Annotated in this window: 21 protein-coding genes; 13 read left to right on the top strand and 8 right to left on the bottom strand. The window is 65.0% G+C overall.

What is annotated here, in order from left to right; genetic code table 11:
• Positions 1-108 precede the first annotated feature (108 nt).
• The gene (locus tag AB0366_RS16560; protein ID WP_366244856.1) at positions 109-270 is read left to right on the top strand and encodes a hypothetical protein; all 162 of its coding nucleotides are present in this window, start codon (positions 109-111) and stop codon (positions 268-270) included.
• A 6-nt stretch (positions 271-276) separates the two neighbouring features.
• On the opposite strand, the gene AB0366_RS16555 is transcribed toward AB0366_RS16560, so the two are convergent.
• On the bottom strand, positions 277-711 hold the full coding sequence (locus AB0366_RS16555; RefSeq protein ID WP_366244855.1) for a MarR family transcriptional regulator: 435 nt from the start codon (positions 709-711) through the stop codon (positions 277-279).
• Between the two features lie 178 nt (positions 712-889).
• Between AB0366_RS16555 and AB0366_RS16550 the strand changes: the two genes are divergently transcribed.
• From AB0366_RS16550 to AB0366_RS16540, 3 genes are all read left to right on the top strand, one after another.
• Complete coding sequence (locus tag AB0366_RS16550) at positions 890-1960, top strand: DUF4185 domain-containing protein (RefSeq protein ID WP_366244961.1); 1071 nt, start codon at positions 890-892, stop codon at positions 1958-1960.
• A gap of 23 nt (positions 1961-1983) precedes the next feature.
• Positions 1984-2607, top strand: coding sequence for a class I SAM-dependent methyltransferase (locus tag AB0366_RS16545; protein WP_366244854.1), 624 nt, complete (start codon positions 1984-1986; stop codon positions 2605-2607).
• 79 nt (positions 2608-2686) lie between these two features.
• Entirely contained in the window at positions 2687-4522 is a 1836-nt protein-coding gene (locus AB0366_RS16540; RefSeq protein ID WP_366244853.1) for an acyl-CoA dehydrogenase, read from the top strand.
• A gap of 195 nt (positions 4523-4717) precedes the next feature.
• Here AB0366_RS16540 and AB0366_RS16535 read toward each other — a convergent pair whose 3' ends face one another.
• From AB0366_RS16535 to AB0366_RS16520, 4 genes are all read right to left on the bottom strand, one after another.
• The gene (locus AB0366_RS16535) at positions 4718-5704 is read right to left on the bottom strand and encodes a hypothetical protein (protein ID WP_366244852.1); all 987 of its coding nucleotides are present in this window, start codon (positions 5702-5704) and stop codon (positions 4718-4720) included.
• A gap of 453 nt (positions 5705-6157) precedes the next feature.
• Positions 6158-6649, bottom strand: a complete 492-nt coding sequence (locus AB0366_RS16530; RefSeq protein WP_068049175.1) for a flavin reductase family protein — start codon at positions 6647-6649, stop codon at positions 6158-6160.
• Positions 6650-6798: 149 nt separating this feature from the next.
• Entirely contained in the window at positions 6799-9090 is a 2292-nt protein-coding gene (locus tag AB0366_RS16525; RefSeq protein ID WP_366244851.1) for a VanW family protein, read from the bottom strand.
• Positions 9091-9319: 229 nt separating this feature from the next.
• Positions 9320-10624, bottom strand: coding sequence for a helix-turn-helix domain-containing protein (locus AB0366_RS16520; protein ID WP_366244850.1), 1305 nt, complete (start codon positions 10622-10624; stop codon positions 9320-9322).
• A 148-nt stretch (positions 10625-10772) separates the two neighbouring features.
• Here AB0366_RS16520 and AB0366_RS16515 point away from each other — a divergent pair, with 148 nt between their 5' ends.
• The 5 genes from AB0366_RS16515 to AB0366_RS16495 are packed head-to-tail and all read left to right on the top strand — an operon-like array spanning position 10773 to position 15572.
• Positions 10773-11594 (top strand): ABC transporter ATP-binding protein, encoded by an 822-nt coding sequence (locus AB0366_RS16515; RefSeq protein WP_366244849.1) that lies wholly within the window; start codon positions 10773-10775, stop codon positions 11592-11594.
• The gene (locus AB0366_RS16510) at positions 11584-12306 is read left to right on the top strand and encodes an ABC transporter ATP-binding protein (RefSeq protein ID WP_366244848.1); all 723 of its coding nucleotides are present in this window, start codon (positions 11584-11586) and stop codon (positions 12304-12306) included. Before AB0366_RS16515 ends, AB0366_RS16510 begins: the two co-directional genes overlap by 11 nt.
• Before the next feature lie 26 nt (positions 12307-12332).
• Positions 12333-13211 carry a branched-chain amino acid ABC transporter permease gene (locus tag AB0366_RS16505; RefSeq protein ID WP_366244847.1) on the top strand — a complete coding sequence of 293 codons (879 nt, stop codon included), beginning with the start codon at positions 12333-12335 and terminating at the stop codon, positions 13209-13211.
• A gap of 1 nt (position 13212) precedes the next feature.
• Complete coding sequence (locus AB0366_RS16500; RefSeq protein WP_121871257.1) at positions 13213-14256, top strand: branched-chain amino acid ABC transporter permease; 1044 nt, start codon at positions 13213-13215, stop codon at positions 14254-14256.
• Positions 14253-15572 carry an ABC transporter substrate-binding protein gene (locus tag AB0366_RS16495; RefSeq protein WP_366244846.1) on the top strand — a complete coding sequence of 440 codons (1320 nt, stop codon included), beginning with the start codon at positions 14253-14255 and terminating at the stop codon, positions 15570-15572. The genes AB0366_RS16500 and AB0366_RS16495 overlap by 4 nt, the downstream gene beginning before the upstream one ends.
• Before the next feature lie 150 nt (positions 15573-15722).
• Here AB0366_RS16495 and AB0366_RS16490 read toward each other — a convergent pair whose 3' ends face one another.
• On the bottom strand, positions 15723-17066 hold the full coding sequence (locus AB0366_RS16490) for an acetyl-CoA C-acetyltransferase (protein ID WP_121871259.1): 1344 nt from the start codon (positions 17064-17066) through the stop codon (positions 15723-15725).
• A gap of 83 nt (positions 17067-17149) precedes the next feature.
• Between AB0366_RS16490 and AB0366_RS16485 the strand changes: the two genes are divergently transcribed.
• Together AB0366_RS16485 and AB0366_RS16480 are read left to right on the top strand one after the other, a co-directional pair.
• Positions 17150-18496, top strand: a complete 1347-nt coding sequence (locus AB0366_RS16485; protein WP_366244845.1) for a 3-oxoacyl-ACP reductase — start codon at positions 17150-17152, stop codon at positions 18494-18496.
• Positions 18493-19350 carry a MaoC/PaaZ C-terminal domain-containing protein gene (locus tag AB0366_RS16480; RefSeq protein WP_366244844.1) on the top strand — a complete coding sequence of 286 codons (858 nt, stop codon included), beginning with the start codon at positions 18493-18495 and terminating at the stop codon, positions 19348-19350. Before AB0366_RS16485 ends, AB0366_RS16480 begins: the two co-directional genes overlap by 4 nt.
• Before the next feature lie 75 nt (positions 19351-19425).
• Here the strand turns inward: AB0366_RS16480 and AB0366_RS16475 are convergent, their stop codons facing one another.
• Both AB0366_RS16475 and AB0366_RS16470 read right to left on the bottom strand, forming a co-directional pair.
• A complete protein-coding gene (locus tag AB0366_RS16475) occupies positions 19426-20028 on the bottom strand; it encodes a TetR/AcrR family transcriptional regulator (protein WP_032396646.1) in 603 nt (200 codons plus the stop codon).
• Between the two features lie 62 nt (positions 20029-20090).
• Positions 20091-21266 carry a glycoside hydrolase family 3 N-terminal domain-containing protein gene (locus AB0366_RS16470; protein ID WP_366244843.1) on the bottom strand — a complete coding sequence of 392 codons (1176 nt, stop codon included), beginning with the start codon at positions 21264-21266 and terminating at the stop codon, positions 20091-20093.
• A 153-nt stretch (positions 21267-21419) separates the two neighbouring features.
• Here AB0366_RS16470 and AB0366_RS16465 point away from each other — a divergent pair, with 153 nt between their 5' ends.
• Positions 21420-21887 carry a universal stress protein gene (locus AB0366_RS16465; protein WP_027495380.1) on the top strand — a complete coding sequence of 156 codons (468 nt, stop codon included), beginning with the start codon at positions 21420-21422 and terminating at the stop codon, positions 21885-21887.
• Positions 21888-21990: 103 nt separating this feature from the next.
• Positions 21991-22161: a DUF2613 domain-containing protein gene (locus tag AB0366_RS16460; protein ID WP_082073827.1), complete on the top strand. Its 171-nt coding sequence runs from the start codon at positions 21991-21993 to the stop codon at positions 22159-22161.
• The last annotated feature ends 16 nt before the right edge of the window (positions 22162-22177 follow it).

The raw sequence follows: 22177 nt of genomic DNA, 5'->3' as shown, positions 1-22177 counted from the left end.
TTCGATCTGCCCGAATTGCCGGACCGGACACGACCAATATCGAATCGCAACAAAGCCGAACCACCGTTTCACGGCGATTTCACAGACACAGGTGCTAGAAAGTGTGACATGACCGGGTTGTTGATAGGCGTAGCCGTGTGGATGGTGTTCGCGACAGTCGTCGCCACCGTCCTCGGCCGCGTCGCACGCCGGGGCGATTCCGAAGAGTTGGGGTCCACCATCGAGTGGGACGTCGACGCTCTCGATCACGAAGTTCACCACGAGAACTGACGGCGTTCAGTCGACCCGTTCGACGATCTCGGTCAGAATACGAGCCGCCGCGGCCAGTGTCTCCCGCTGCTGCTGCGTCAACTCGTCCAATTGCTCGGCGAGCGCGATTTCCCGAGCGGCGACCTCCTGACGCGCAGTCGCCGTCCCTGCATCGGTCAGCCGCAGAACCACCTGCCTACCGTCCGTCGGATGCGGCTCCCGGCACATCAGCCCCGACTCGACCAAGGCGTGCGAGGACCTGGAAACCGACGGCGGCTTGATCCGCTCCCGTGCCGCCAACTCCCCCGTCGTCATCGGCCCCTCACGGAGCAACGTCGTCAGAATCGACAGGTGAGCCACCGGCAATCTGTCGCTGGAATGGCGCAGCCGAAGCCTCCGATTCAGCCGCATCGCACTGACGGACAAATCCCTTGCCAGCCGGGAATCGGGCAGATCACTCACGCTGTCCAGATTACGACACCGAGGTGCATTCGCCCGATTTCTCGAAACAGCGGATCCATCGATTTAATACCTCTCGAACAAACCGCTGATATGGTTCTCCACGGTTGCCGGGGAGTGAAATCGAAATCGGGAGAACGTCGTGAGTCGCGTGGGTTCCAAAGTATTGACCGTTGCCGTCATGGCCGTGGCTACGTCGCTGCTGGTCACCGGGCCCAACGCGATCGCCAATCCCAACGCGGTCAATCCCATTGCCGGACTCAACGGCACGTTCGGACTGCCGCAGCTGAAGGGTCGTGCACAAGCCGTCGCTCAGGTGACCGGGATTTCGAGCCCCAACAACACGCAGAACGTCAACATGATCGGCACCGATCTCGGCATCATGTGGGACAACGGCCGCGGCGAGGTGTTGACGGCTTTCGGCGATACCGCCGGTCTCGGCGTACCCAACCTGCTGCAGGGCAGCCTGTGGTCGTGGCGCAGCAACGCCATCGTGCGTAGCAACGACCGAAACCTCGCCGACGGCATGAACTTCGACAGCGTCGTACTGGACCCGATCGGTCAGACCAAAGAGGTCGTCCCCAGTCCCAAGATCCCGTTCGTCGAGATCAGCCGAATCCCGACGGCCGGCGTGGCCGTCGGCGACAGCCAGTACCTGAACCTGATGTCGGTCAAGAACTGGGGACCCGCAGGCACCTGGGAAACCAACTTCTCCGGCCTGGCGGTGTCGAACGACAACGGGGAGAACTGGGCAGCTCTTCCCGACACCCAGCGGCCCAGCGTCGGCGGCGATCGCAACTTCCAGCAGAGCGCCTACCTCAAGGACGGCGGTTACGTCTACCAGTACGGCACACCGCCCGGCCGCTTCAACCTCGGACACATCGCCCGCGTCAAGGAACAGGACATCGCCCGGCTCGGCGAATACGAGTACTGGACCGGCCAGGACTGGAAGAAGGGCGACCCAGCCGCGGCCGCACCCATCGTCGGCGGCGTCGGCGAACTCTCCGTCGCATACAACGCGACCCTCGGTCAGTACCTGATGATGACGACCGACAACGCCAACTCGATCGTGCTGCGGCGCTCGCCGTCGCCCGTCGGGCCGTGGAGCCCGCCGGAGGTTCTGGTCGACACCCGCGAGGTCAGCTCCATCTACGCGCCGTACATCCACCCCTACTCGACCGGCCGCGACCTGTACTTCCTGGCCACGGTCTACCAGAACTACAACGTGCTCCTGCTGCGCACAACGCTGTAGGAGCCCCCACTAGGCTTCCCCGGGTGGACGCCGCAGACTGGGATCGCAAGTACGAAGGCCGAGAACTCGTCTACGGCGAGGCACCGAACGCAACATTGGTGGAAGTCGCGACGACGCTGAAACGCGGTCGGGCACTCGACCTTGCGTCCGGTCAGGGTCGAAACGCCATCTGGTTGGCAACCCGCGGCTGGACCGTCGACGCCGTCGATTTCTCGTCGGTCGCACTGACGAAGGCGAGTCGTGTTGCCGCCTCGGCACCGCGCTCGGTGCGCGAGCGCCTGACCTGGGTCCACGCCGATGTGACGCAGTTGTCGACAGAACCGAACTATGACCTGGTTCTCATGTTCTACCTCCATCTGCCCCCGGAAGAGCGGCGTACGGCCGTATCGACGGCAGTTTCAGCGCTGAAACCTGATGGAATCCTCATGATTCTCGGGCACCATGCCGAGAACATCGAGTCAGGCGTCGGCGGCCCGCAGGAAGCCGAAATCCTCTACACACCAGAGGATTTGGCGTCGGACATCGGTTCTCGGTTGACCGTTCTCACGGCCGAGAACCGCTATCGCGACGTGACCGGCGGCACAGCGATCGATGCACTGCTACTGGCGAGTAGGTCTCCCCTTGGCAGCGAACCGGATCGGGGGTAATATCCCTTAAGTTACCGACGAGTAGCTAACTTGGGCGGTACTCACGAGACCGCACCACCGACTGGAGAGCGAACGAGCAATGGGCCATTACAAGAGCAACCTTCGGGACCTCGAGTTCAACCTCTTCGAGCTCTTCGGACTCGACGAGACACTCGAAGGCGACAACTTCGGCGACATGGACGGCGAAGTTGCCCGCGACATGCTGCGTGAGGTCGTACGCCTGGCCGAGGGACCGCTGGCCGAGTCCTTCGCGGACGCCGACCGCAACCCGCCCGTCTTCGATCCCGACACCCACAGCCTGAAGCTGCCCGACTCCTTCAAGAAGTCGTTCAAGGCGCTCTACGACGGCGAGTGGTGGCGCGTCGGCCTCGACGAGGAAATCGGCGGCATGCCTGCCCCGCGCAACCTCCTGTGGGGCATCAACGAGATGCTCCTCGGCTCGCAGCCCGCAGCATTCATGTACTCCGCAGGCCCCGGCTTCGCGAACATCCTGTTCCACAACGGAACCGACGAGCAGAAGGAATGGGCCAAGGTCGCTGTCGAGCGCAGCTGGGGTGCCACGATGGTGCTCACCGAGCCCGACGCCGGATCCGACGTCGGTGCCGGCCGCACCAAGGCCATCAAGCAGGACGACGGCTCGTGGCACATCGAGGGCGTCAAGCGCTTCATCACCTCGGCTGTCTCCGACGACCTGTTCGAGAACATCTTCCACCTCGTACTCGCTCGTCCCGAAGGTGCCGGACCGGGCACCAAGGGCCTGAGCCTGTTCTTCGTACCGTCCGTCCTCTTCGACTTCGAGAAGGGCGAACTGGGCGAGCGCAACGGCGCATTCGTCACCGGCGTCGAGCACAAGATGGGCCTCAAGGCCTCCGCCACCTGTGAGCTCACCTTCGGTGGCCACGGCGTCCCCGCCAAGGGCTGGCTCGTCGGCGAGGTCCACAAGGGCATCGCGCAGATGTTCGACGTCATCGAGCACGCTCGAATGATGGTCGGCACCAAGGCAATCGGCACCCTCTCCACCGGCTACCTCAACGCACTCGAGTACGCCAAGGAGCGCGTCCAGGGCGCAGACCTGACGCAGATGACCGACAAGACCGCTCCCCGCGTCACCATCACCCACCACCCCGACGTGCGCCGCAGCCTCATGATGCAGAAGGCGTACTCGGAGGGCCTGCGCGCGGTGTACCTCTACACCGCCGCACACCAGGATCCGGTCACCGCCAAGCAGGTCTCGGACGCAGACGCAGACATCGCATACCGCGTCAACGACCTCCTGCTGCCCATCGTCAAGGGCGTCGGCTCCGAAATCGCCTACCAGGTACTTGCAGAATCCCTGCAGACCCTCGGCGGCTCCGGATTCCTGCAGGACTACCCGCTCGAGCAGTACATCCGCGACGCCAAGATCGACTCGCTGTACGAAGGAACCACCGCCATCCAGGCGCAGGACTTCTTCTTCCGCAAGATCGCCCGCGACCGCGGTGTAGCGCTCGCTCACGTTGCCGGACAGATCAAGTCGTTCATCGACAGCGAAGCAGGCAACGGCCGTCTCAAGGCCGAGCGCGCACTGCTGGCCACCGCACTCGAAGACGTGCAGGCCATCGTCACCTCGATGACCCAGCACCTCATGGGTGCACAGGACCAGCCCACCGAGCTGTACAAGGTCGGCCTGGCATCCGTGCGATTCCTCATGGGCTTCGGCGACCTGCTCATCGGCTGGCTGCTGCTGCGTCAGTCCGAAATCGCCATCGCTGCACTCGACAACGGTGCAGAGGGCAAGGACAAGGCGTTCTACGAGGGCAAGATCGCCGTGGCCTCGTTCTTCGCCAAGAACATCCTCCCGCAGCTCACCTCCACCCGCGCAATCCTCACCAACATCGACAACGACATCATGGAACTCGACGAAGCAGCGTTCTGATCCACTGATTCACAACGGCCGCACTCGTTCTCGAGTGCGGCCGTTGTCGTGTGTGTTGGGGGCAGGTGGTTACGGGGTTGCGAGCCCCCACCGGTCGCAAATGCGCGCGCGTTTGTTGGTGGGGCATAGTTGCGAGGCTTCGGCTGCCGCAAAAGCGCGCGCGTTTGTCAGATGCGCGCGAATTCTGCGGGATCCTCAGGCAATTTCGCGCGCTTTCGGCGAATGCGCGCGCGTTTGCGGGCCACACGGCGTGCCCCGCACGCTCCCTCGCGGTGGAGGCAGGGCAGCAGCCCGCTCGACCGCGCGGGCTACGCGCGCCACCAACTCCGCCGGATTCGCCAGGTCCGCCCAGGTCCAACGCACGACGGGATAGCCGAGATCGCGCACCGCGTCCTCCCGTACCTTCTCCCTGAACACCACGTCGCCGGGGTTCTCATCCGGCCGTAAGTATCTGGTGTACTTGGCTTTACCATCGAACTCGCACACGACGACGCCATCGACCAGCCAGTCGACCCGCGCCAACGTACGCCCATCCGAATCCAGGATCTCCACCTGCGACTCCACTTCGAATCCATTCTTGCGCAGGATGATTCGACTCTGTGATTCACCAGGGTTTTCGCTCCGCCCGTCCATGAGAGACACGGCTCGTCGCGCCTGCGCCACTCCTTTCCATCCCCGAGCACGCTGCAGCTCCGCGTCGAGCTCCTCCGGATCGCAGCGCTTCAGAGCCACGTCACCTGCGATAACGGCCGACAGAAGGGGCTCAGTCCGGGCAAGGTCGACAATCGTCCGCGCCAGCGAGGTCACGGGAATTTCGTCGACGGTCGCGTACGGCACCCACGGCGCACAGTGCACAATCACCGCCGAGTTCGCGCGGCCTCCGCCGCGGCGATGTCGCGTGACATGGACCTTGTCGAATCCGCCAGTGGGCAAAGGCAATCCGTGCAGTAGCGCCGCCGAACGGTGACTCACTGCGCTGCCCTCGGCAATCGTCGGCAATATGGCGTCGATCAACAGCCGATGCCGCTCCTGCTCCGACAGGCCGGCGAGCCTCGACGAGGGAACGTAGACGCCGTTCACCAGACGCTCCCAGCCCTCGCGTTCATAGAGTGCTCGCAACTCGTGATCGGCATGGCCATCGGCAAGCGCCTCCGAGCGTCGCACCATTCGGTCATCCTTCATTCTCCGAGTCTCGGCTACACGCGCAGCGACCCGAGGACGAAACTGGCCGCCTGTGCACAACTTCGAACCTGTGGATGAATACAGGTACGGGGGTACCAGTTCGCCACGCCGTCCGTCACGCCGTCCGCCACGCAAACGCGCGCGCGTTTGCGAAGACAGGGGCCGAACGGGTACCGGGGAGATCCGAACACCGAGCGCGTCGGCGGCGCAACACATACCGGGCCCAGCGTCGACGGCCGACACGAGTCGCCGGACCACAAACGCGCGCGCGTTTGCCAGATGCGCGCAGATTCGCCCCCGATACGGTCACCATTCCGCGCGCGTTCGGCAAATGCGCGCGCGTTTGCGAACGCTGGGAACCGCAGGGGCCGAACAAAGCCGAATTGGCCGAGCCTGAGGAGCCGAGCCGAGCAGGAGCGAAGCGGAGCCCAGCAGGAGCGAATCGACCAGCCGCTATTGCTGCAGTTTGCGGAACTTGCTGCCGTGGAACACGATTGGGTTCACTTCGCTTTGCACGTCCAGGGAATGTATGCGCAGCAACACTATTGCGTGATCGCCTGCAGGGATTTGCTGCTCGATGGTGGTGTCGAGCCATGCGGTGGCACCGACGATGAAGGCTGCGCCACCGTCGGTGACGGTGAGATCGAGGCCGGCGAAGCGGTCACCGGTTTTGGCTGCCAGGGTACGGACGGCGTCGTTGTGTGCCTCGCCGAGAACGCTGACGCCGATGTTGGGTGCCAATTCGAGTTTCGGCCATGTCGTCGACGTGTTCTGGATGCACACCGCGACGAGTGGCGGGTCGATGGACACCGATACGAAACTGCTGGCCGCCAAGCCCACCAGGACGCCGTCGATCTTCGCGGCAATTGCGACGACGCCGCTCGGGAACTGCGCGTACGCCTCACGAAGCGTCTGCTGATCGAGGACGGTACGTGTGAGCGTCATGGACGAAGCTCCCCTTTCGATCTCGTGGTGCACCCCCGCGTGGGCACAGTTCTGTCGAGCGAACACCTAGTGCAAGCAAACACCCGATCGGGCGGCGACGCCACAGTCCGAATCGACATGATTCGAACTGCCGACTCGCGGTTGCGGCATCACTCGTCTTCGTCCGGTTCCGGGGCGGGATCCGCTGCGGGTGCCGGGTCCGGGCGATCGGGCTGGACGCACCGCACGATGGGGATCGGGTCGTACTTCACCGTTCTGGTGTTCCGCGAAATTTCCCTGCCCGACGCGGCATCGCTGATCACCCTGGTATCGCTGGCGGTGAATCCCTGGCCTCCGCCGGACGCGACGCAGCCTGCGCCTGCGGGCAGTGTCACCGTGTTCGGTGAGGTGAAATTGGTTCGCGAACCGGTGATCGATTCGACGTCGACGGTCTTCGTTCCCCACAGTCGCACGGTGACGCTGGACGAGTCGGCGAACGATTGGATGACCACGCCGGTGTCGTTCGGATTGGTGAACTTCAGGTCGATGGCACCTTCGAAGACCGTTGCCTCGCGCGCCTCGGGGTATCGGCTGATGTAGTAGCTGTGTTCGGTGTGGTCGGTGTCTTCCATGCCGGCGAAGTACGACGCGTTGTAGAGCGTCGTCGCGAACTGGCTGATGCCGCCGCCGACCGCGCGATCCGGTCGACCGTTGTCGATGATCCCCGACTCCACGAAGCCCTGCGCGGTGCCTCGGGGACCGGTGTACCCGTTGAGCGAGAACGTTTCTTTCGGCTTCACGAGCGCACCGTTCACGATCTGCGCCGTCAGCCCGATATTGACGCCCGACGCGTACTCGAACCCACCGGTGGTGTACTCGGCGATCACTTCTCGCACACCGAGATTCTGCGCGGCTTCGGTGGTGAGAGCGGGCGGGGCCGGTTCGTAGATCGCCTCGGTGGTGCGGGGTCCGTCGGCGGACAGCAGCGCGGGCAGTTGCTCGAGAGTCTTGCGCCACTCGACCAGCTCGCCCATCTCTCCGGGAACGACGGTCGGGGCACCGCCGGAGAAGGTGAACGACGCGTCCGTCGGCGGTACCTCGGTGCGCACGAGTTGCGGCGCGAGAATGCCTATGGCGACGTCGGTGTCGTAGATCGGGGTCAGTCCGCCCTGGCCGTCCGGGTCGAAGCGCAGAACCTCGCCCACCCGATCCGTCGGCAGGATCGCATCGACGTTCTGCCGGCCCGCTACGGTCACCGGTGCCTCGACCGCAGGAACGGCGATGTCGGTGAAGGCTCGATCCACGGCGTCCTGCGTGACCGTGACCGGTGTGGTTTCGTAGACCGCTTCCGTTGCGCCCGAGGCCCATTCGGCCTGCAGGTTTCGACGCGTCCCGTCGGCGTCGAGGACCCGGCCCGGCAGCGGCGCGACGGCAATCGGTGTGCTGCCGTCGAACACGACGTCACCTTCGACGGGCTCGCGGTCGGTCTCGACACGCAATCCGTCCACGGCAGCAGTGAGCGCTTGCCCGTCCGTGGTCGACACGACGCCGATCTCGCGGCTGCCGAAGAAGGACGTCAGCCGAGTGAACGGATTGATCGGCTGCGATCCGGCGCGGTCGAGCGTCGCGTTCCAGTCCACACCGAGACCGGCAGCGGCCGGGAGTACCTCGACCTGTCGATCGCCGACGTCGACCGACACGGGCTGCTCGGCGCGGGCACCCAACTCCGAGCGCAAGAGAGCTTCGGCGTCGGAGTGGCTCTTGCCGCCTACCTCGATACCGGCGACGGTGACGCCGCGGGGCACTCGATCGCTGGAGGTGATCCAATCCGCCGCGTACAACAGTGTGAGAACCGCTACCACCGCGCCGGTCCCGATCGCGATCTTCCGCCACGGCGGCACGAACCCGGACCCGTCGGCGGGCTGCGGCGAGCCGCCCTCCGGCGGAATCACGGGTGGCTGGACCGGCGATTCGGATTGGGGAGAGACCTCTGTCTCTGCAGGAACATCGGCTTCAGCAGGTCCAACAGATTCCGCGGCGGCGACAGGTTGCGCGGGGACTACCGGCTGCGCGATGGTAGGTGATTCGTCGGCTGCGGGCGGCTGCTGCGGGGCCGGGATCGAATCGGGCTCGGCGTCCCCCGGCACGACGGCAGCGGCGGGGGCTTCGGTGGCCTCGGCATCGTCGACGACCGGATCTGCGGTCACCGGGTCTTCGACCACCGGATCATCGTCTACCGACCCTGCATCGCCCGACCCCGGCCCATCGACATCGGTTTCCGCGCCGGAAGGCTGCTCGGCCTCGGCTTCCGGGACCTGCTCCGCCTCGGACGAATGCTTCGGAGCGTCCGTCTCGTCGCGGACCGCACCGAAGACCTCTGTGGGAGCGTCGTACGGCGGTACGTCGGGTTTCGGTTCGGCACCGTTGGGCGCGTCACCCGACCTACTGTTGCCCTCGCTCACGTTCGACCCTTCCAGGACCACCGTTGGTTGTTGTTCCGCCCTTCTGCACGGCGTACCCCTCGCACGAGCTTACGCAAACCGAACGGTGACGCTCACTCTGGAGACCATCGGCACAGCGACGAGAAAGGCCCCGCGCTGCTGCCGGGTCGGGGGTCAGGCAGCAGCACGGAGCCACTGGGAATATATGCACACCACGCCACGCCGTTACAACGACTGCAAAATTGTCTCGTCAATTCATTCGGTTGAATGATCCGCGGGCCGTCGAACTGTCCCCTTGCCCGACGGCTTGGGCCCAATGTCCCGTCCTGACCAGCGCGAGAGTGAGCAGGAGCCGATCTCGCGGATCGGTCAGATCATGCCCGGTCAACTCCTCGATGCGGTGGACCCGGTAGATCACGGTGTTTCGATGGCAGTAGAGCGCCTTGGCGGCGTTGGTGGGCGAGCCGTCCGACGCGAGCATGTGGGCCAGGGTGTCGAGCAGCGTTCCTCGATGCGGCTCCGGGTGCGTCCACAGTTTTCCCAGAGCGTGGCGCACCAGCAACTCCGACGATTGGTCGTCGGCCGCCATGATCACGCGGGGCAGTCGGTCCGTCGCCAGGGCCACGCCGCTGTCTTCGGTGATGGTCTCGGCCGTCAATGCCGCGAGCCGATACGCCGCAGCGAACGACGACAGGCCCTCCGGCGAATGCGCGACCCCCACAGGCCCGACGGCCTTGGCAGCGAGGGCGTCGACGACGGAGTTCCACGCTCCCGTTCCGAGTGCAACGAGCGCGAACTGATGGCCGTCCCTGGTGTTCCAATGCGAGACCGCACCGATCTGATCCAACGCGTCCTCGGGCGCCGGGAGCGGCGGCGACCCTTGATCGTCGAGCGGACCGACGACACACGCGATCTGCTGCGATGCCGAAAGGCCAAGGGTGGCACGTGCTTCCATGACGAACGCCGGATCACCGCCGCGCCCCGATCGAAGGCCGTCGAGTATCACCAGAACGTTGGCGAGATCGCGCTGCTGCATCCGGGCGCTTTCCTGCCGGTATGCCTCGACGAGGGTTTCATACTGGCTGTCGAGCGCGCGCCACAGCTGCTGACCCGCCACGAGCAGCAGATGCTCGTCGATGCTGGTTCGGCACTGCTCGCGCTCGAGCATCAGCTCCTCCCACAGCGTCCGACTCCCGAGCGTGTACGCCTTGAGTACCAGTTCCATCGGAATTCCTTGGCGTGCACGCTCTCTGCCGGTACGACGCCACACCTCGCGCGCGTTGTCACCCGCGGCGGGCAGCCCCGACAGGGTGCGGAGACCTTGATTGATGTGCTCGCGAGTGCTGCGCCGAATCTCGCCTGCGATGTCCGGAGTGGAGCTGGCCAGGTAGGCGGGTTCCTGCTCGATCAACGCCAGCGTGATGGAGTCAGCGATCGAATCCGCCCGTGACGTCAAGGCTGCCCACGCGCGTCGGATCTGCTCCTGGTCGGAGTCCGTCACCGCTCCCCGGGCAGCCGAACGCGCCGATGCGCGTCGACCATCGGGAGCACCCACCTGCACAGTTTTGCGCACTGAGCCCACATGACAGGTCGATTTGACCGTTACTGGTGCCCAGGGACCCAAACATTCTGTGCGCAGCGCCCATATCGCCCGTTGTGCGAAACGCACCATAGTGAACGCAACAGATTGTGAGGTGGATCACTTGAACGCTATCGACACGAAGGACCCGGTCCTCACCATGACGGACGTCGAGGTGTCCTTCGGCGGAATCGTCGCGCTGTCCGGCGTCAGTCTCGAGGTGCGACCCGGCGAAGTTCTCGGCGTCATCGGACCCAACGGTGCAGGCAAGACGACGCTGTTCAACGTTGCGTGCGGACTCGTTCGTCCCCAATCGGGAACGCTCGGACGACACGGCGAAACGTTGACCCGTCTCCGACCGCACGACCTACCCCGGCTCGGCATGAGCCGAACGCTGCAGGGACTCGGACTGTTCGATCGGATGACGGTTCTGGACAACGTCATGGTCGGTGCCGATCGAACAGCGAAGACCGGAATCCTCGCGGGCCTGCTCGGCCTACCGTCGAGTGCCTCCGACGATGCCGCGGTCCGCTCCACCGCGATGGCCACCCTCGAACGCTTGCGGATCGACGGCCATGCGCACCGATTGCCACCGAGCCTGCCGTACGCGGTGCGCAAACGTGTCGCACTCGCACGCGCCCTAGTGAGTGAACCGACACTGCTCCTGCTGGACGAGCCCGCCTCGGGTCTGTCCAGTGACGAAATGAGCGAACTCGGCGACGAGATCCGTGCGCTGGCAACAACAACCAGCGATTCGGATCCGGATAAACCCGCAACGTCGGTCATGCTCGTCGAGCATCACATGGATCTCGTCATGAGTGTGTGCGACCGGATCTACGTGCTGGATTTCGGCAAGGTCATCGCGCAGGGAACGCCCGACGAGATTCGCGAGGATCCGGCCGTGCTCGCTGCATACCTCGGAAACGAAGTGACGCATGAGGACTGACGCGGCGCACCTGACGATCACCGATCTGACCGTTCGATACGGACCGGTCACCGCCCTCGACTCGGTGTCGATGACCGTCACGGCCGGAGCTGTCACGGCCGTACTCGGCGCGAACGGAGCGGGAAAGACGACTCTGCTGCGCACCATCTCGGGATTGCTGAAACCGGTGTCGGGGAGGATCGAACTCGCCGGGGTCGACATCGTCGGCGTGGCACCGGATCGCATGTCCCGCAAAGGTCTTGCCCACGTTCCCGAGGGGCGGGGCGTCATTGCCGAGTTGACCGTCGACGAGAATCTTCGACTCGGCGCGATGGGACGCAACCGAAGTCACGACGCCGTCACCCTCGACCGCATCTACGACATGTTTCCGCCACTGACCGGTCGTCGAGCATCCTCGGCACACACCCTGTCCGGCGGAGAGCGACAGATGCTCGTGATCGGCCGAGCGCTGATGGCGACACCGTCGGTGCTTCTGCTCGACGAGCCGTCTCTCGGACTCGCACCGAAAGTCGCCGCGCAGATATTCGAGACGTTGCGCAGACTCGTCGACTCCGAGTCGATGACCGTCGTGCTCGTCGAACAGAACGCCCGCAGCGCGCTGTCGATCGCCGAACATGCCGTCGTCCTCGATCTGGGCAAGGTCGCGGTGGAAGGTCCCGCCGACACCTTGGCCGGGGACGACGCCCTCCGACACGCCTATCTCGGGTTCTAGAGCAAGCCGAAAGGACGCCAGCCACAGTGCAACAACTGCTCACCATCCTCATCAACGGCGTGACCACAGGCATGATCTACGCCGCGTTCGCGCTCGCCCTCGTACTCATCTGGCGATCGACCCGCATCGTCAACTTCGCACAGGCCCCGATGGCGATGATCACCACGTACGTGGCACTGGTCGTCATCGACGCCGGCTACTCGTACTGGATCGGATTCGGAGTCGCGCTCCTCTGCGGCCTGCTCCTGGGAGCGTTGACGGAGCGACTCATCATCCGATTCGTCGACAGCTCGTCGCACATCAACCCGGTCATTCTCACGCTCGGGTTGTTCATCATCATCCACGCGGTGTCCGCCATCGTCTTCGGTAACCAATTCCGTTCCTTCCCTGCACCGTTCGGTCTCACCGGACAGCGGATCGGCGACATGAACGTAGCGTTGACCGGGTACGACATCTTCAAGATCGTCGCCGTCCTCGTGGTCCTGGGATTGCTGATCCTGCTCTTCCGGTTCACCGATCTGGGACTGAAGATGCGCGCGAGCGCCTTCGAGCAGGAGGTCGCCAAACTCCTCGGCGTGCGTGTGAGTCGAATGCTCACTCTCGGTTGGGCGCTGGCCGCAGTGGTCGGTTCACTCGCCGGACTGCTCATCGCAGGTGGCTCGCTCGTACATCCGGGCTACATGGACTCGATCGTCGTATTCGGTTTCGTCGCAGCGGTTCTCGGCGGACTGGACAGTCCGGCGGGAGCAGTGGTCGGCGGCCTGCTGATGGGCATCGGGCTCAGTTTCGTCAGTGGCTATCTCGGTCAGGATCTGGTCTCCAGCGCGGCATTGGTGATCCTGATCGTCGTGCTTCTGCTACGACCGAGCGGGCTGTTCGCCAGCTCTGCGGCCAGGAGGGTGTGACATGAACGCAACTCTCACTCGCCTCACCGCAACACCGGTTCGACGCCACATCCTCGGTTCCCTCATCGGACTGATCGTCATCGTGCTCGCCCTCGAATCTCTGAGCACCTTCCGACAGAGCCAACTCACCTCGGTGGCCTACCTGGCCATCGCAGCCGGCGGACTGACGGTGCTGACCGGGCTCAGCGGCCAGCTCTCCCTCGGGCATGGTGCGTTCATGGCGGTCGGCGCATACACCGCGGCATTGATGTTGCGGGCCAACGATTCGGGATGGTCGGTACCCCTCGTTCTGCTCGCCGCCACCGTGGTCTCGGCGGTGGTCGGTGTCGTGGTCGGTGTGGCTGCCGCCCGACTGCACGGGCCGTACCTGGCCGGTGCGACGCTTGCTCTCGCCGTCGCGGTACCGGGCCTGGCCCTGTACTTCTCGGACTACCTCGGCGGCGAACAGGGACTCGTGGTGCCGGCACCGAAGGTGCCCGAGCTGATCGACGACATGATGTTCTTCGTCACCGGAAACGAGCTCAGCGGAACGAAATTCGTCGCCTATGTCAGCTGGATACTGCTGGTGATCGTGTTCTTCCTGCTGGCGAACGCCTCGTCGAGCCGGATCGGCCGTCGCTGGCGGGCCGTTCGAGACGACGAGGTCGCCGCCGAACTGGCCGGAATCGACCTGGGGCGCGCACGCATTCTCGCGTTCGTGGTCAGCGCGGCCTGTGCGGGCGCGGGCGGTGCAGTACTGGCGATGTCGGCACGAATCGCGGCACCGAGCGGATTCACGCTGACCCTCTCGCTGACCCTGCTCTCCGCCGTCGTCATCGGCGGGCTGGGAACCCTCTCCGGCGCATTGATCGGGGCTGTTCTGCTGACCTACATCCCACCCGTGGTCACCAACCTCGGGCTCGATCTGGGTCTGAGCAGTCTGCAATCGGCCGAACTCGCACCACTGGTGACCGGAATCTTCACCGTCCTCGTCATCCTGTTCGCCCCACTGGGTTTGGTGGGCACGTATCGCAAGTTTCGTCTGACCAGAAAAGGAATGAAATGAAAAAGTTCGGATCGGTGGCATTCAGAACGACCGCGCTCGTCGCCGTCGTCTCGTTGGCCGCGGCGTGCGGTGCAGGTGGCCGAGAAGAGACGACGGAATCCTCGGAAGGGTCGACGGTCGGCATCACCGACACTTCGGTGAAGATCGGTGCCCACTTTCCGTTGACCGGGGTCGCAGCGCCCGGATACAGCGAAATCCCCACGGGCGCACAGGCCTACTTCGACTACGTCAACGCCGCAGGAGGCATCAACGGCCGACAGATCGAATATGTGGTTCGGGACGACTCCTACGACCCGACGACCACCACCCAGGTCGTCAACGAACTGGTTCTCCAGGACGAGGTATTCGCCGTCGTCGGCGGACTCGGCACAGCGACCCACAGCGCGGTCATCGACTTCCTCAACGAGGAGGGTGTGCCGGACCTGTTCGTCTCCTCCGGCGCGATCATGTGGGGCAACGACCCCGAGAAGTACCCCAACACCTTCGGCTGGCAGCCCGACTACCAGGTCGAGGGCAAGATCATCGGTGACTGGGTGACGAAGAACCGACCCGACGCCAAGGTCGGACTGTTCCTCCAGGACGACGACCTCGGCCGAGACAGCGAAGAGGCGGTGCGGCAGTATCTCGACGATCAGATCGTCGAGGTCGTGCGGTACACCTCGGGCAACACCGACGTCGCACCTCAGATCGCGGCCCTGCAAGGTGCCGGAGCAGATCTGATCCTCGGCTTCAACGTTCCCTCGTACACCGCACTGAGCCAGCTGACAGCCATGCGGCTCAACTACGACCCCGAGTGGTTCTACAGCTCGATCGGTTCCGACGTCGACCTCGTCGGCTCCCTGCTCGGACGCTTCTCCCAGGGTGCGGTCACCGACGGCGCGCAGTCGCTCGAAGGGATGATCTCGCTGGAGTACATTCCGGGCGTCGACTCGCCGGAGAATCCGTGGACCCAACTGTGGCAGAAGGTCTGGGCCGAGAACGGAACCGGTGACCCCTTGACCAACTACCGCATCTACGGTCTGAGCCAGGCATACGCGTTCGTGCAAGCCCTCCAGGCGGCGGGCGAGAACCCCACCCGTGAGGGCATCGTCGCAGCCATCCAGGACGGCGGCATGGACTTCGAGGGACCGCAGTTGGCCCCGTTCCGATACTCGGAATCGAGCCATCTCGGAATCTCCGGTGCCAGTGTCTTCCAGATCCGCGGCGGCGTACCCGAGTATCTGACTCCGGTGCTGCAGACCGACATCGGGGATTCGGCAGTGGAGGAATACACCGGCGAGGAGTCCACCCCACCGGAAAGCGGCATACCCGGCTGATCACACGAAAAAGGGGCACGCAACGCATGCGTGCCCCTTTTTCACGTGGTGGTCGGCAGATCCGAAAACCCCTCGATTATCGGATCCGCCGACCCTTCTGTCCCCCGGACTGTGTCCCCCCGGATTGGGAGCAGCCGAAGCTGCAGCCGGTCAGCGCTCGATGATCGCCGTGACGCCCTGGCCACCGGCCGCGCAGATCGAGATCAGGCCACGGCCCGAGCCCTTCTCTGCCAGCATCTTCGCCAGCGAGGCCACGATGCGTCCGCCGGTCGCAGCGAACGGGTGACCCGCGGCGAGCGAGGAGCCGTTGACGTTGAGCTTGCTGCGATCGATGGAACCGAGCGCAGCGTCGAGGCCGAGCCGCTCCTTGCAGTACTCGTCGCTCTCGAAGGCCTGCAGAGTTGCGAGCACCACCGAAGCGAACGCCTCGTGGATCTCGTAGTAGTCGAAGTCCTGAAGCGTCAGGCCGTTGCGCGCGAGCAGACGCGGAATTGCGTAGGTCGGAGCCATCAGCAGACCGTCCTTGAACGATCCGTTGCCGTGGACGTAATCGACTGCTGCGGTTTCGGAATCGACCAGATGCGCGAGCACCGGCAGGTTGCGCTCGGCAGCCCACTCGTCACTCGACAGCAGGGCAGCCGACGCACCGTCGGTCAGCGGCGTCGAGTTGCCTGCCGTCATGGTCGCGTCGCCCAGCTTGGTTCCGAAGACCGGCTTGAGCGTCGCGAGCTTCTCCACGGTCGATCCCGGACGCAGGTTGTCGTCCCGAGTCAGGCCGAGGAACGGCGTCACCAGATCGTCGAAGAAACCGCGGTCGTATGCAGCCGCCATGTTCTTGTGGCTCGCTGCGGCCAGTTCGTCCTGGTCCTCGCGGCGGACGCCGAATTCCTTGGCGGTGATGGCGGCGTGGTCACCCATCGACAGGCCGGTACGCGGCTCGCCGTTGCGCGGGATCTCGATACCGAGCATGCCGGGACGGACGTTGCCGAGCAGCTTGATGCGGTCGGTGGTGCTCTTGGCCCGGTTCAGGGAGAGCAGGAACTCACGCAGTTCGTCGTTGACACCGATCGGGGCATCGGACGTGGTGTCGACACCGCCACCGATGCCGGCATCGATGCGGCCCGATGCGATGGCGTCGCCGACGGCGATGATCGACTGAAGGCCGGTGCCGCAGGCCTGCTGGATGTCGAAGGCCGGGGTGTACGGGCTCAATGCGCTGCCGAGTACGACCTCGCGAGTGAGGTTGAAATCGCGTGAGTGCTTGAGGACGGCACCGGCGGCGACGAGGCCCAGGCGCTCGCCCTGCAGACCGAATCGCGAGACCAGCCCGTCGATCGTCGCGGTGAGCATGTCCTGGTTGGACGCCAGCGCGTACTTCTTGTCCGAGCGCGCAAAAGGAATGCGGTTGCCACCGACGATTGCGACCGGTCGTAGCTGCTTGCTTGTCACTGACGTCTCCAAACATCGTCGAAAAAGGCCCTGGTGGAGTTTCATCTTACTGGCGAGTAAGTTGGTTGTCGACACCCGGTCGTGCGCCTCGCTCCTCGAGCGAGCAGCGCTGAATGAAAGGTACGACAGTGGCAGCCTCCAAGGGAGCCCCAGATCTCTACTCAACGTTCCTCGCGTCCGCGCCGGGAGCCTTCATCGCCAAGCAGGCCGGCCTGCCGCAGCCCGAGAAGCTGCGCCGCTACAAGGCGGGCGAGCCGCCGCTGGCCGGGCCGGTCCTGATCGGCGGCAGTGGCCGCCTCGTCGAGCCGCTCCGTGAGCTGCTCTCGGACTACCCGCAGTCGCAGCCGCACGACGACAAGCACGGCGGACTGGTGTTCGACGCCACCGGCATCGGCAACGTCGCCGAGCTCGAGCAGCTCTTCAAGTTCTTCCAGCCGGTCATCCGCAACCTGGCACCGTCCGCTCGCGTCGTCGTCATCGGCACCACCCCCGAAGAGACCTCGAGCGTCGACGAGCACATCGCTCAGCGCGCCCTCGAAGGCTTCACCCGCAGCGTCGGCAAAGAGGTCAAGCGCGGAGCCACGGCGCAGCTCGTCTACATCTCCCCCAAGGCGTCGACCGGCCTGTCCGGTCTCGAATCCACCCTCCGCTTCCTGCTCTCGGCCAAGTCCGCATTCGTCGACGGCCAGGTCATCGCCGTCGGTGACGCAGACTCGCAGGCCCCGGCCTCGTGGGACAAGCCGCTCGCAGGCAAGGTAGCCGTGGTCACCGGAGCCGCCCGCGGTATCGGTGCCACCATCGCCGAGGTCCTCGCCCGCGACGGAGCCACCGTCATCGCAGCCGACATTCCCGCTGCCGGAGAAGCACTCTCGCAGACCGCCAACAAGGTCGGCGGCACCTCGCTCGCACTCGACGTCACCTCGCCCGACGCCGGAGAGGTCCTCTCGAAGCACCTCCTCGAGCGGCACGGCGGCGCAGACATCATCGTGCACAACGCAGGCATCACCCGCGACAAGACCCTCGCCAACATGGACGACGCCCGCTGGAACTCGGTCATCGGCGTCAATCTCGCTGCCCCGCAGCGCATCACCGACGAGCTCGTCGCATCCGGCGCACTCAAGGAAGGCGGCCGCGTCGTCGACGTCTCCTCCATCGCCGGTATCGCGGGCAACCGCGGCCAGACCAACTACGGCACGTCCAAGGCCGGCGTCATCGGCCTGGTGCACGCGTCCGCACCGGTGCTGGCGAAGAAGAACATCACCATCAACGCCGTCGCTCCCGGCTTCATCGAGACCGCGATGACGGCTGCAATTCCGTTCGCCACCCGCGAGGCCGGACGACGCATGAGCTCGCTGCTGCAGGGCGGCGAGACCGTCGACGTCGCAGAGTTGGTCTCGTACTTCGCTTCTCCCGCATCCAACGCCGTCACCGGGCAGGTCGTGCGCGTGTGCGGCCAGAGCCTGCTCGGCGCATGAGCACCGTCACGCTCACCGAGCAGCCGAAGACGTCCGACATCTACACCTCGGCGGCGCTGGGCGCGCTGCCGTTCTTCGGATCCAGGTCTTCTTCGGTTCCCAGCACGGTGTACGAGCTCAAGGGTCTGCGAGTGGACCCCGACAACCTCGCTGGGTACTGCCGCGCGGCGGGCCTGCGATTCGGCGATCAGCTCCCGGTGACCTACCCCTTCACCCTCGTCTTCCCGACGGTGATGAAACTGATGGTGTCCAAGGGCTTTCCGTTCGCCGCCATCGGTTCGGTACACGCCGAGAACGTCATCGAGCAGTTCCGTGGCATCTCGTCCTCCGAGCCGCTGGACGTGCGAGTGCACGCGGAGAACCTGCGCGAGCACCGCAAGGGGTTGCTCGTCGACCTGATCAGTGAGGTCAAGGTAGGACGCGAACTGGTCTGGAAGCAGACCTCGAGCTTCCTGAGCCTGCAGAAGACGTCACTGTCCGGTGGACCCCGCGAGGCACCGCCCGCCGACGAGGTTCCGCCGCCCCCGACCCGCACCCTGCGCGTCGACCAGCGGATCATCAGCCGGTACGCGGCAATCTCCGGAGACCGCAACCCGATTCACGTATCCTCGCTGGGCGCAAAGGCATTCGGGTTCCCGAAGACCATCGCGCACGGCATGTGGAGCGCGGCAGCCGTCCTGCAGACCGTCGAGGGTCGAATCCCGGAAGCTGTGAACTACAGCATCCGCTTCGGCAAGCCGATCGTCCTGCCCGCGACGGTGAACGCCTACGCCGAGGCCGTCGGCACCGGCTGGGACCTGTCGCTGAAGAACCCGAAGAAGGGCTACCCGCATCTGACGGGAACCCTGCGGTAACCGGCTCGAACTCGAAGTTGTGGACGGATTTCCCTGGATTTCCGTCCACAACTTCGAGTTCGGCGAGTCTCAGGCCTAGGTGGTGGCGGTTTTCTTTCCGGCCAGGCCGCGCCACGCCAGATTCTCCAGGAGGTCCGCGGCCGCGTCGACCTCGATTTCGCCACCTGCCACTCTGTCGGCCACAGCCTCGCCCGCCCCGACCAATGCGACGGCCATCAGCCCGAAATTCTGTGACTGTTCCGGATCTCTCGTGCTCATCGCGAGCAGACCGGCCGTCAGCTCGATCAGCCGATCTCGGCTGCTCTGCACCTGCGAGGCGAACGCCTGCTGACCGATGGCCTGGCGGTAGAGCACCATCCACGACTTCCGGTTCTCGCCGACGAATCCGAGGAACCCGATCAGAGCCTTGCGCAACTGCTCGCGCGGCGTCAGCGTCGGATCTGCAGCAGGAGTCAGGGCCTCGACGAACTTGACGCCCTCGCGGTGGATGCACGCGGCGAACAACTCGTCCTTCGACCCGTAGTACAGGTAGAGCATCGGCTTGGAGATGGCCGCCTTCTTGGCGATCGAATCCATCGACGTCTCATGAAACCCGTTGTCGGAGAACACATCCACCGCCGCGTCCAGCATCTGCTGCTCACGGACGGCGCGGGGCAGTCTCTTTGTGCCGCCAGCCATGGACCCTCCAATACGTACGAAGTACTAGACGTTACTCCACAGTAAGGTCCAGTACCGCGCAATCAGGCCCCGCACGACCCCTTGAACCGAGCAACCGTCGCTGCGGCCTCGTCCACCTGAGCCGCCGGCAGGCGTCCCGTCGCCACCGCGTCTTCGAGATTGTCCAACACCGCGGGCACCTGATCGGTGGTGAGCCACAGCGCCACATCGGCTCCCGCGACCAACGCCGCCTCGACCGCGTCGACGATTCCGAGTCGGGCCGTGATCGCCGCCATGCCACTGAGGTCGTCGGTGAAGATCGGGCCGTCGAACGGCGCGGCACCGTATCCGACGCCATCGCGCAACAACGCCATCGTCGCCGGGCTGATGCTCGCCGGCACACCCGGCTCGGTCAGTCCGGGCACGTCGAGGTGCCCGACCATGACGCCGACGCCGCTGTTGTTCAGCGCCGCGAACGGCAACAGATCCTTGGTCTTCAACTCGTCGAGCGACGGTGTCGTCACCGCGCCGGTGTGCGAGTCGCCCGAACCCGAACCGTGCCCGGGAAAGTGCTTGATGACGGGCTTGACACCCGCGTCTTCCAGACCCCGCGCGTACGCCCCCGCGTACTCGATCACGACCTGCGGATCGTCGGAGAACGACCGATCGCCGATGACGGAATCAGCAGGCTGACTGCTCACGTCGACCACCGGAGCGAAGTCGACGGTGACGCCGAGATCCTTCAACCCCTGACCACGCGTCAATGCCATCGAATACGCCTCGTCCACCGACACCGTCTGCGCCAACTCCCGCGCCGACGGGGCAGCGCCCAACAGATCCGCGACCCGCGAAACCCGCCCGCCCTCCTCGTCGATCGTCACCATCGGAGCCACCGCGGAGGCGTCGAGCACCTGCGGTACTTCCCGATTGCCGAGCATCGACTCGTCGGTCCAACTGCCGACGAAGATGCCGCCGACCTGCTCGGTGGACATGATCGCCGCCGCGTCCGCAGTTCCGGTGACTCCGACGGTGAGCAACTGAGCCAACCGCTGCCGCTCCGACAATCCATCGACGAACGCAACGCAGCCGTCGACGGGCGGCACCGGTTGCGGCACCGTCGTGTCGACGGGGGTGGTCGTCGACGCAGGGGCCGCCGACTGCGTGGACGCGACCTGCGCAGACTCGGTGGAGCACGAAACCAAGAGGCCGACACCGACCGTCATCACCGCAGCGGACCGAACCGAAAACCGAAGTCGCATGGAATACGACGGTAGCCGAGATCGTCGGTGTCGCTGCCCACCCGGGGTTCGGATCGATGCGCCTTTGTTGCACTCAGACCGACTGAAACCCACATTCATCCGCCGAGGGGTGAGGGTAATCTGGACGAACGCGACATGAGGAGGAGTTCGACCGTGACCGCAGACCTCATACTCATTGCCTACGACGGCTCCGACAACGCCAAGCGTGCGATCGACTACGCAGGCCGCTTTCTCACCACCTCGCGCGCGATCGTCGTCACCGCGTGGGAGCCGATGGTGCGTCAGGCCGCTCGAATGTCCGGACTCTCCGGCGTCATGCAACCCGAATGGGTGCCCGACGACGAGGCCGAGGACGTTGCGCTCACCGACGCGAAAGTGACCAACAGCGAGGGCGTCGCGCTGGCCGAGGCCGCAGGCCTGAAGGTGGAGGGCCAGTGCACCGAATGCACCACCGCCATCTGGAGCGCGATCGTGGAGAAGGCCGACGAGATGAACGTCGACATCATCGTCACCGGCACCAGGGGCACCACCGGTCTTCGTGCGCTGCTCCAGAGTTCGGTCGCCGAGCATGTGCTACGACACAGCCATCGACCCGTCCTGATCGTTCCGCCCGGCAAGTAACGCGTCCACCGGCCTGATGGGCGGGTGCGAGTGATACCGTGATGCCCGCGTGGGGGTCCACCTCGCCCGCTTCTTTCCTGAGCCGACTGACTGGAGAACCGAGATGAAGTTTGCTGTCCCGGGTGTCATTGCCGCCGTCGTCGGAGCCGTACTGGGTGCGGGCGTCGTCTTCGGAGTCACCGCAGCTGCAGCCGACAACTCTCGTCCGGATATCGATCGCTCCGGAAACGCCGACTCGTCCTTGCTGAACCAGGTTGAGTACGGCAGCCGCTGACGCTGGTCGCTTTCGT

The organism is Rhodococcus sp. NPDC076796 (assembly GCF_040702765.1).
Taxonomy (GTDB): domain Bacteria; phylum Actinomycetota; class Actinomycetes; order Mycobacteriales; family Mycobacteriaceae; genus Rhodococcoides.
Note: the sequence above shows the minus strand (reverse complement) of the source record. Positions and strands in the feature narration are given on the sequence as shown.

Excerpts from the sequence above, each read along its gene's own strand:
- AB0366_RS16560 (WP_366244856.1), top strand. The coding sequence starts at position 109 with ATGACCGGGTTGTTGATAGGCGTAGCCGTGTGGATGGTGTTCGCGACA.
- AB0366_RS16550 (WP_366244961.1), top strand. The coding sequence starts at position 890 with ATGGCCGTGGCTACGTCGCTGCTGGTCACCGGGCCCAACGCGATCGCC.
- AB0366_RS16540 (WP_366244853.1), top strand. The coding sequence starts at position 2,687 with ATGGGCCATTACAAGAGCAACCTTCGGGACCTCGAGTTCAACCTCTTC.
- AB0366_RS16535 (WP_366244852.1), bottom strand. The coding sequence starts at position 5,704 with ATGAAGGATGACCGAATGGTGCGACGCTCGGAGGCGCTTGCCGATGGC.
- AB0366_RS16530 (WP_068049175.1), bottom strand. The coding sequence starts at position 6,649 with ATGACGCTCACACGTACCGTCCTCGATCAGCAGACGCTTCGTGAGGCG.
- AB0366_RS16510 (WP_366244848.1), top strand. The coding sequence starts at position 11,584 with ATGAGGACTGACGCGGCGCACCTGACGATCACCGATCTGACCGTTCGA.
- AB0366_RS16500 (WP_121871257.1), top strand. The coding sequence starts at position 13,213 with ATGAACGCAACTCTCACTCGCCTCACCGCAACACCGGTTCGACGCCAC.
- AB0366_RS16495 (WP_366244846.1), top strand. The coding sequence starts at position 14,253 with ATGAAAAAGTTCGGATCGGTGGCATTCAGAACGACCGCGCTCGTCGCC.
- AB0366_RS16490 (WP_121871259.1), bottom strand. The coding sequence starts at position 17,066 with ATGAAACTCCACCAGGGCCTTTTTCGACGATGTTTGGAGACGTCAGTG.
- AB0366_RS16480 (WP_366244844.1), top strand. The coding sequence starts at position 18,493 with ATGAGCACCGTCACGCTCACCGAGCAGCCGAAGACGTCCGACATCTAC.
- AB0366_RS16475 (WP_032396646.1), bottom strand. The coding sequence starts at position 20,028 with ATGGCTGGCGGCACAAAGAGACTGCCCCGCGCCGTCCGTGAGCAGCAG.
- AB0366_RS16470 (WP_366244843.1), bottom strand. The coding sequence starts at position 21,266 with ATGCGACTTCGGTTTTCGGTTCGGTCCGCTGCGGTGATGACGGTCGGT.
- AB0366_RS16460 (WP_082073827.1), top strand. The coding sequence starts at position 21,991 with ATGAAGTTTGCTGTCCCGGGTGTCATTGCCGCCGTCGTCGGAGCCGTA.